The sequence below is a fragment of the Mycobacterium asiaticum genome, assembly GCF_001668675.1.
Lineage (GTDB): Bacteria > Actinomycetota > Actinomycetes > Mycobacteriales > Mycobacteriaceae > Mycobacterium > Mycobacterium asiaticum_D.
Genome location: NZ_LZKQ01000237.1, coordinates 1 through 9,737 on the forward strand (window position 1 = coordinate 1; position 9,737 = coordinate 9,737).

At 67.4% G+C, this 9,737-nt stretch carries 8 protein-coding genes; 5 read left to right on the forward strand and 3 right to left on the reverse strand.

Annotated elements, in window-relative coordinates:
* Window positions 1–457 (reverse strand): nitroreductase family protein (locus A9X01_RS20860; protein ID WP_065122575.1); only part of this gene is annotated, 457 nt, incomplete at its 3' end.
* 23 nt (window positions 458–480) lie between these two features.
* Between A9X01_RS20860 and A9X01_RS20865 the strand changes: the two genes are divergently transcribed.
* On the forward strand, window positions 481–891 hold the full coding sequence (locus A9X01_RS20865; RefSeq protein WP_065122576.1) for a TIGR03667 family PPOX class F420-dependent oxidoreductase: 411 nt from the start codon (window positions 481–483) through the stop codon (window positions 889–891).
* Between the two features lie 22 nt (window positions 892–913).
* Here A9X01_RS20865 and A9X01_RS20870 read toward each other — a convergent pair whose 3' ends face one another.
* Complete coding sequence (locus A9X01_RS20870; protein ID WP_253849261.1) at window positions 914–1,747, reverse strand: oxidoreductase; 834 nt, start codon at window positions 1,745–1,747, stop codon at window positions 914–916.
* Between the two features lie 106 nt (window positions 1,748–1,853).
* Window positions 1,854–5,135, reverse strand: coding sequence for an error-prone DNA polymerase (locus tag A9X01_RS20875; RefSeq protein WP_065122578.1), 3,282 nt, complete (start codon window positions 5,133–5,135; stop codon window positions 1,854–1,856).
* A gap of 239 nt (window positions 5,136–5,374) precedes the next feature.
* Here A9X01_RS20875 and A9X01_RS20880 point away from each other — a divergent pair, with 239 nt between their 5' ends.
* From A9X01_RS20880 to A9X01_RS20895, 4 genes are all read left to right on the forward strand, one after another.
* Complete coding sequence (locus A9X01_RS20880) at window positions 5,375–6,625, forward strand: wax ester/triacylglycerol synthase domain-containing protein (protein WP_065122579.1); 1,251 nt, start codon at window positions 5,375–5,377, stop codon at window positions 6,623–6,625.
* Window positions 6,626–6,719: 94 nt separating this feature from the next.
* A complete protein-coding gene (locus A9X01_RS20885) occupies window positions 6,720–7,607 on the forward strand; it encodes a hypothetical protein (protein WP_065122582.1) in 888 nt (295 codons plus the stop codon).
* A gap of 34 nt (window positions 7,608–7,641) precedes the next feature.
* The gene (gene otsB / locus A9X01_RS20890; RefSeq protein WP_065122580.1) at window positions 7,642–8,754 is read left to right on the forward strand and encodes a trehalose-phosphatase; all 1,113 of its coding nucleotides are present in this window, start codon (window positions 7,642–7,644) and stop codon (window positions 8,752–8,754) included.
* A gap of 95 nt (window positions 8,755–8,849) precedes the next feature.
* Window positions 8,850–9,737 (forward strand): PE family protein (locus tag A9X01_RS20895; protein WP_065122581.1); only part of this gene is annotated, 888 nt, incomplete at its 3' end.

Sequence of the window (9,737 nt, forward strand, 5' to 3'; positions counted from 1 at the left end):
GCCCGCGCGAGCGCAGCGCCAGGCAGAAGCTCCACACCGCCGGGAATAGCGACGCCCAGAACGACACCCCGCCCAACGGCGACTTCTCTTCCCGGCCAAGGATGCACGGGATCAGCAGGACCGGCGCCTCGTGCATGTGCTCGGCCAGATACGAAGCCGAATCGCGCACCTGCCCCATCCGTTCGCCGCGGGTGTCACCTTCGCCGTATTCGGGCGCCGGTGAGCTCAGGTAGCCGCGGGCGTTGGCCAGGTAGACGTCCCCGATCGCCTTCTTCTTTTCCGGGTCCTCGACGAAAACCCATTGCCAGCCTTGCGAATTGGAGCCGGTGGGCGCCTGCAGCGCCAGCTCGAGGCATTCCATGAGCACCTCGCGCGGCACCGGTTTGTCGAAGTCGAGACGTTTGCGGACCGAGCGGGTGGTGGTCAGGACTTCGTCGACGGTCAGGTTGAGTGTCATGGCTGCAGGCTACCGTTGGCGCCATGAGCTTCGAACTGACGCAAGAGGTTTCCAGCAGGCTCACAGTCGACCACTACGGCTGGCTGACCACTGTGGCCAAGTCCGGACAGCCGGTGCCGCGGCTGATCTGGTTCTATTTCGACGGCACCGCACTCACGGTCTACACCGAACCCCACGCCGCCAAGGTCGCCCACATCCAGGCCCGCCCGCAGGTGAGCTTGAATCTGGATTCGGACGGCAACGGTGGCGGCATCATCGTGATCGGGGGGACGGCGGTGGTGGATGCCACCGGTGTCGACTGCCGCGAGGACGAACCGTACTGGGCGAAATACCGTGCAGATGCCGAACAATTCGGTTTGACCGACGCGATGAGCAACTACAGCACGCGGCTGCGGATCACCCCGGCGAAAGTGTGGACCACACCCACCGCCTGAACGCGCTCCGCTCGTTAGCCGGCTAGTCGAGGTCGGTGGACACCGAGACGCTGCGCCAATTGTCGATGTCGGTCTGCAGCTGTTTGATCTTGTTCTCGACGGCCGCGACGCAGTCCGTGCCCAGCAGCAGGTGTAGCGGCGGCTCGGCAGCCGATGCGATGTCGACAATGGCCGCGGCGGCCTTGATCGGGTCACCCGGCTGACTGTGGTTGATGTCGGCGGCGCGGGCGCGCACCGCGCCGGCGGTGGCGGCGTAGTCCTCGATGATGGTCTCTTCGGTGCCTAGGCTGGTCGCGTCGAGGAAATCGGTGCGGAAGTAGCCGGGTTCGACGATGGTCACCCAGATGCCGAGCGGCTTGACCTCTTGTGCGAGCGCCTCGCTGAACCCTTCCATGGCGAATTTGGTCGAGCAGTACACCCCGAACCCGGGCCCGCCTTGCAGCCCACCGACCGAGCTGATGTTGATGATGTGGCCCGAGCGCTGGCGGCGCATCACCGGTAGCACCGCGCGTTGCATGGTCAGGGTGCCGAACACGTTGACCTCGTAGACGGCACGCACCGAAGCGTCCGACGATTCCTCAACCGCCCCGAGCAGTCCCCGGCCCGCGTTGTTCACCAGCACGTCGATCCGCCCGAATTTGTCGACGGCGGCCTGGACCGCGGCCGTCGCCTGGTCGGCGTTGGTGACATCCAGGTCGACGGCGAGCAGGGCGTCCCCGGCATCGGGGAATTGCGCGGGGATCTGACCGGCGCGCCGCGCGGTGGCGACGACGCGGTCCCCCTGGTTCAGGATCTTGCGTGCGATCTCGAGACCAAAGCCGCGAGAAGCTCCCGTGAGGAACCAGACCTTCGACACCGTGCCTCCTTCTGCCATCGGACCCCCATACTGTGCGGCACACCGCGAGCAGACGCAAAAGCACCCCATTTCGGCACGAAATGGGTGCCTTTGCGTCTGCTCGCCATCACCGGAAGTCCCGTGACTTCGAGCCCACCGCGAGGCTGATGCGGCCCATCCGCTCGGCCACGACAGTAATTGCGCCGCTTGCATTTTGGACCTGGCCTCGAATCAACAACGCCGGCGCGGTGTGTGCCAGTTTGCGATGCCGCTCCCAAACCCCCGGTGTGCAGAGCACGTTGACCATCCCGGTCTCGTCCTCGAGGTTCACGAATGTCACCCCCTGCGCGGTGCCGGGCCGTTGACGGTGGGTCACCGCACCGGCGACCAGCACCCGGTCCCCGTCGGGCACCGATCCCAACGCCGCGGCGGGCACCACCCCCATCGCGTCCAGGTCCGCGCGCAGGAACTGGGTCGGATAGCTGTCCGGCGAGACACCGGTGGCCCACACGTCGGCGGCGGCCAACTCCAGCTCACTCATCCCGGGCAACTCCGGGATGTGCGACGACGAGCCCACCCCCGGCAGCCGGTCCGGCCGCTGGGTGGCCGCGGCGCCGGCCGCCCACAGCGCTTCACGTCGGGACATCCCGAAACAACCCAGCGCCCCGGCCGTCGCCAACGCCTCGGTCTGCGGGACGGAGAGTTGCAGCCGCGACGTCAAGTCCAGCAGAGAAGCGAACGGGCCGTTGTCCTTTCGCTCGTCGGCCAGCTTCTCGGCGAGGTCGTCACCGATATGACGGACCGCACCCAACCCGAGGCGGACCTCCGTGCCGGCATTCTCCAGCGTCGCGTGCGCCAGGCTGGCGTTGACGCACGGGCCGTGCACCAGCACCCCGTGCCGCCGCGCATCGGCCACCAGCGACTGCGGCGAATAGAAACCCATCGGCTGAGCGCGCAGCAACGCCGCGCAGAACGCCGCCGGGTGATGCAGCTTGAACCACGACGAGTAGAACACCAGCGACGCGAAGGACAGCGCATGGCTTTCCGGGAAGCCGAAGTTGGCGAACGCCTCCAACTTCTCGTAGATCCGGTCGATCACCTCGTCATCGGCGCCGTGCAGGGTGCGCATGCCCTCGTAGAACCGGCCGCGTAACCGTCGCATCCGTTCGGTCGAGCGTTTGGAGCCCATGGCGCGCCGCAACTGGTCGGCCTCGGCGGCCGAGAACCCGGCGCAGTCGACCGCGAGTTGCATCAGCTGCTCCTGAAAAAGCGGCACTCCCAGCGTCTTGCGCAGGGCCGGTTCCATGGCCGGGTGGTCGTAGACCACCGGCTCGATACCGTTGCGCCGCTTGATGTACGGGTGCACCGAATTGCCCTGGATGGGCCCGGGCCGGATCAGCGCCACCTCCACCACCAGGTCATAGAAAATCCGGGGCCGCAGCCGCGGCAACGTAGCCATCTGCGCTCGCGACTCCACCTGGAACACACCGACCGAGTCGGCGCGCGACAGCATCTCGTACACAGCCGGTTCGGAGAGGTCGAGCCGGGCCAGGTCCACCTCGATGCCCTTGTGCTCGGCCACCAGGTCCCTGGCGTAATGCAGCGCCGAAAGCATGCCCAGCCCGAGCAGATCGAACTTCACCAAACCGATTGCCGCGCAGTCGTCTTTGTCCCACTGCAGAACGCTGCGGTTCTCCATCCGCGCCCATTCCACCGGGCACACGTCGGCGATGGGCCGGTCGCAGATCACCATGCCGCCGGAATGAATTCCCATGTGCCGGGGCAGATTACGGATCTGGTTAGCCAGGTCGACCACCTGCTCGGGGATGCCTTCGATGTCCCCCGGCTGCCCCGACCAGTGGCTGATCTGCTTACTCCAGGCGTCCTGCTGCCCCTGCGAGAAGCCCAGGGCGCGGGCCATATCGCGCACCGCGCTGCGCGGCCGGTAGGTAATGACGTTGGCCACCTGGGCCGCGTAGTCGCGGCCGTACTTGTCGTAGACGTACTGGATCACCTTTTCCCGCTGATCCGACTCAATATCAATGTCGATGTCGGGTGGCCCGTCGCGGGCGGGCGACAGGAACCGCTCGAACAGCAGATCGTTGGCCACCGGGTCGACAGCGGTAACACCGAGGGCATAGCAGACCGCGGAATTGGCCGCCGACCCCCGGCCCTGGCACAGGATGTCGTTTTCCCGGCAGAACCGGGTGATGTCGTCGACCACCAGGAAGTAACCCGGAAACTGCAGTTGCGCAATGATCTTCAGCTCATGCTCGATCTGGGCGTAGGCGCGCGGCGCGGCGTCGGGCGTGCCGTAGCGGTCGGCGGCACCGACCATGGTCAACGAGCGCAGCCAGCTGTCCTCGGTGTGCCCGGCGGGGACGTCGAACGGCGGCAACTGCGGCGCGATCAGCGCCAGACCGAACGCGCACTGCTCCCCCAGCTCGGCGGCCGCGGTCACCGCGTCGGGATGCTGCGCGAACAGCCGAGCCATCTCCTCACCCGACCGCAGATGCGAGCCGCCCAGCGGCGCCAGCCAGCCGGCCGCCGCATCCAGGGACTGCCGGGCCCGGATCGCACCCATCGCCATGGCCAACCTGCGCCGGGACGGGTGCGCGAAATGCGCTCCCGTGGTGGCGACCACACCAACGCCGAAAGGCGCCGCCAGCCCGGCCAGCAGCGCGTTGCGTTCGTCGTCGAGCGGCTGGCCGTGGTGGGTCAACTCGATGCTGACCCGTCCGGCACCGAACCGGTCCACCAACTCGGCCAGCGCCCGCTTTGCCGCCTCCGGACCACCATCGGAAAGCGCTTGGCGCACAGTGCCTTTGCGACAACCGGTCAGAATGTGCCAGTGCCCGCCGGCCGCCTCGGTCAGCACATCGATGTCATAACGCAGTTTGCCCTTCTCACCACCGGCCAGATGTGCCGCGGCCAGTTGCCGGGACAGCCTTCGGTACCCTTCGGGCCCACGGGCCAGCACCAACAAATGGGGCCCAGGTGGATCCGGCTGCTCGGTGCGCGGAACCGACGACAACGACAGCTCGGCACCGAAGACCGTGCGCACGTCGAGTTCGGCGGCGGCCTCGGCGAACCGCACCGCCCCGTACAAGCCGTTGTGGTCTGTCAGTGCAAGCGCGCGCAGGTCCAGCCGGGCGGCCTCCTCGACCAGTTCCTCCGGCGTGCTGGCCCCGTCGAGAAAGCTGTACGCCGAATGCGCGTGCAGTTCGGCATACGCGACCGACGACTTGGCCCGCCGCTCGTCCGGTTTTGCGGTGTACGTCCCCCGCTTGGACGACAGCGGGGCATCGTCGGCCGCCCGCACCGCAACGGGCGCGCCGGCGTGACGCGGTTTGCCGTCCAGCACCCGTTCCATCTCGGACCAGCTGGGCGGTCCGTTGTGCCAGCCCATCTATTCACTATATCGAACATTTGTTCGACAGGTGAAATCCGTCACAACCAATCGAGGCCGACCCGCGAACGGCTTTCAAACGGGGTTGTAACAAATTGCCGGGAGCCACCGCTCCATTGCATCGCCCCTGTTAAACACAACTTCAACTGAAACACACGTTCTTAACCTGGTGAGGCTACCGCCGTGCAGGCCACATCCGGATACTGGTACAAGTTAAAGAAACCACGGCGGGGGCGGGCATGGCGCATCAGACGACATCCGAAACGGGATTCTTCGGCAGCACGACACCAGATCAGCATCCGAGCCTGGCGTTGGCCGCCGTTGCCATCGTCGAGGGCGGCGCGCCGGACAGCGAGCTGATCGCAGATTTGCTGGCGGAACGAATTCAACCGGGCGTCCGGCTGGATCCGGACACCGTCCGGCATGTGCATCGGATGGCGCTCCCCCGGCCCGGCGACGACGGCGAACTTTTCCTGGCCGTCACGCACGCTCTGGAACACCCTCTCGAACTCGATGGCCCGTTGTGGGAATGCTGGGTCATCGAGGGGCTGCGGGATGACCGCTGGGCGATCCTGATCAAGGTCCACCACAGCCTTGGCACGGTCTCGCCGGCGCACCTGCTCCTTCAGCTCTGCGACGACGCGGCAACCGGCACGTTCACCGGCGCGGCCCTGAAACCGGTTCCCTCGCCGGCGATCGATTGGGCCGACGCGATCTGGCAGCTACCGGCCACCCTGGTGAAGGCGGCCGCGCGGGCCGCGATGCTGCCCATCACCTGGATGTCACCGACCGGGGCCGACACCACGCGGCGGCACTACCGCACGGTGCGGGTACCGCGCGCCCAGGTCGAGAGTGTGTCCCGCAAGTTCGGGGTGCAGCCCAACGAGGTTGCGCTCGCCGCGGTCACCGAGGGCTTCCGCACCGTGCTGCTGCGGCGCGGCGAACAACCACGCGCGGATTCGCTGCGCACCCTCGGTCCGGCGGTGCCGTACCTCCCGCTGGAACACGAAGAACCCGTTCAGCAGCTGCGCGCGGTGCACAGCATGTCCGGCCACGGCGGCCAGCGCCCCCCTGCGAATTCACCGATTGCGTTGTGCGCCAGAGCGATCCAAACGCTCACCAAATCACCTGGGCAAGGACTGGTGACCCTGGCCACCACCGCTGCTGGGCCGCGACGCCGCTTGCATCTGTTGGGTCAACGCATGGAACGGCTGCTGCCCATCCCGCCGACCGCGCCGGACGTCAGCACCGGAGTTGCGGTATTCAGCTATGGAGACGAGCTGGTCTTCGGGATCACCGCCGGCTACGACGGGGCGGCCGAGATGGAAAATCTGGCTGACGGCATCGAACTCGGCATGGCGCAGCTCGCCGCCCTGAGCGAGGACTCGGTGCTGCTGTTCGACCGCCGGCGGAGGCGTTCGTCGCATGCGCTGCATCCCAGCGCCGCGCGGTGGCGACCTGCCGCGCCGCCTGCTCGCGTGCGTCACTGACCGGGCGCGCCTGCGCGGCCGACGTAGCACGGCCACCATCCGCGCTATTGTTCTGGCCCATGAGTTTGCGGATCTCGACGCGATTGCGGCCTCGATGAATCCCGATGCCTTCTGCACATCCGATCAGTGGAGCGGGATTGCAGCGGCATCATCGACGTCCCAATTGGCCGGGGTGCTGGGTGGATTCCTGATCACGGCCATCGCCTTGGTGTTCGACCGCAGCAGCCGAGAAGGCGCGCATACCCTGGCGCTGTTCGCTTCCGCGGTGCTGATTTTGATGCTGGACAGCTACCTGTTCAGCCTGATCTCTGGAACTCACCCGTCCGACACCGGCGACCGCCAGAGCATCTGCGCAATCGCCTGGACCCAGGGGAACCTGGCGACCGGAATGCTCGCGGCCGGCACCACCGGACTTTTCGGCGGACTGGGCTGGATGCTGGCCAGCCACGCGGTGAACAAGACCCTCAAAGACGATCCGTCCGACATCGGCGCCTACTGCTTCCTGGGCGAATTGGGCGGCTGGCTGACCTTCGGCGCCGCGATGACCACGACGCTGATCATGAGCGAGACGAGCATCGATTACCTGCATTCTATGCTCGGCCACCCGCCCGCGCTCTGGCTCACCGGAGCGATCGCGGCCTTCTGTGCCGCAGCCATCCTGCTCGATTTCGCGCTGGTGTACATCCGTACCCGGACCCTCAGCCGGTCGCTGAAGACCGCCGAGCCAACGGAATTGGCGTTGCGGTCGATAAAGGTAGCGACGGTCGGGACGCTGTTCTTGACGGTCGCCGCGTCCTGGCTTGCGGTCAGTGTGGCGCGCCTGCCGGTCGGCTGGCTCACCACCCCCAACCGCGCGTTCGTGGTGCTGGTCTTCGTGCTGTCGCTGCTGGTGCCGACGGTCGTCTCGACCGCAATCTGCTATTCGGTCGCCAGCACCGACGAGGGTCTGACGCGGCACCGCCGCTTGGCGTCGCACCAGTGACGGCCGGCGCGCACTCGCGTGAGAAGGTGGGGCCATGTCGGTGATGATCGACCCCCGCCGCCATGACGCGGTGCTTTTCGACGCGGCACCAACCGAAGATCTGGCAGCCAAATTGCGCGACGCCCGCGTCGGCATCGGCGTCGCGTCGCCCGACGGCGGGTGGCTGCGCGCGGCCGAGGAGCTGGGCGTGCGGCCCGGCCGTTGCGTCGTCGTGGCATCCGACGTCGACGGTGTCTCGGCCGCCCGCGACGCCGGGTTCGCCCTGGTGATCGCACTGCGTTCCGTCGGTGGTGATTTCGGGGTCGCCGACCTCGACGAGATCACGGTGCGTACCGGGGACCGGCGGATGTCCGAGTTGCCCGACGCATTGCAGGCCATCGGAGATTTCACTGCCGGCCGGCCCGCGGTGTTCTTCGATTTCGACGGCACACTTTCCGACATCGTCAACGACCCGGACGAAGCCCGACCCGTCGAAGGCGCGGTCGAGGCGCTGCGGCAGTTGGCGGCGCAATGCCCGGTCGCCGTGCTCAGCGGTCGCGATCTGGCCGATGTGTCCAAGCGGGTGGGTCTGCCCGGCATCTGGTATGCCGGCAGCCACGGATTCGAGCTGACCGCACCCGACGGTGAGCACCACCAGAACGAAGAAGCGGCACAAGCGATTCCGGTGCTCGCCGAGGCGGCGGCCAAGCTGCGCGAAAAGCTCGGGTCGATTCCCGGAGTTGCGGTGGAGCACAAGAGATTTGGCGTGGCTGTCCACTACCGCAACGTTTCCCGGGACCGGGTCGGTGAAGTCGCCGCGGCAGTGCGCGCCGCCGGGCAGCGCGATGCGCTGCGGGTGACCACCGGTCGAGAGGTGATCGAGTTGCGCCCGGATCTGGACTGGGACAAGGGCAAGACCCTGCGGTGGGTGATCGACCATCTGCAAGATTCGGGCTCGGGAGCACTGTCCCCCATCTATCTAGGTGACGACATCACTGACGAGGATGCCTTTGATGCGGTACCCGGCGACGGTGCGCCAATTCTGGTGCGGCACAACGATGATGGCGATCGTGCCACCGCAGCCAAATACGCGCTGGACAGTCCGGCGCAGGCCGCCGAATTCACCGCCAGCCTCGCCCGCCTGATCACTGACGCTGGCGTGAATTAACCAGCATCCCCTTCGATCCGAAAAACCTCGTAAAAGACGCAACACGGTGGCGCGAACGGAGTTATTCTGCGCGGCAGTCTATCGGGAGGACTGTCATGTCGTTCGTGTCCGCGACCCCAGAAACAATCACCGCTGCTGCGACGAACCTGGCCAGCATTCGACAAGCGATCAGCGCGGCAACCGTGGCGGCTCTGGGCCCCACCACACAACTGCAAGCAGCGGCCGCCGACGAAATATCAACGGCGATAACGGCAATCTTCGGTGCACACGGTCAGGCGTATCAGTCGCTCAGCGCCCAGGCGTCGGCGTTTCACGAACAGTTCGCGGCCGCGGTGGCCAACGCCGCCGGCGCCTACGCATCGGCCGAGACAGCCAGCATCGACCAACTCATCCTGAGTGCGATCAACGCCCCCACCCAGACGTTGTTGGGACGCCCGCTCATCGGTGACGGCGCGGCCGGCGCACCCGGACAGCCCGGCGGTGACGGCGGCATCCTGTACGGCAACGGCGGCGCCGGCGGCACCAGCACTACCGCGGGAGTGGCCGGGGGCGCAGGCGGCTCGGCCGGGCTGATAGGCAACGGCGGCAGCGGCGGCCATGGTGGAGCCGGCGCGGCCGGCGGAGCGGGTGGCAGCGGTGGCTGGCTGTTCGGCAATGGCGGGGCCGGCGGGAACGGCGGCGTTGGGCTGAACAACAGCACGCCCTTGGGCGTCGCCGGCAACGGCGGGGCCGGTGGGGCCGGCGGACGGGCTGGATTCCTCTACGGCAGCGGCGGGGCGGGCGGCAACGGCGCAGCGGGCGGAAACAATACGGCCGGTGGCGGGACCGCCGGAACCGGCGGCGTTGGCGGGGCGGGCGGCAATGCCGGCCTGTTCGGTCATGGTGCCGCGGGCGGAACCGGTGGGGGCGGCGGCACAAACTCCGCTGGGGGGTTGCCCGGCCAGCCGGCGAGCGCCGGCAACGGCGCCGCTGGCGGCCACGTG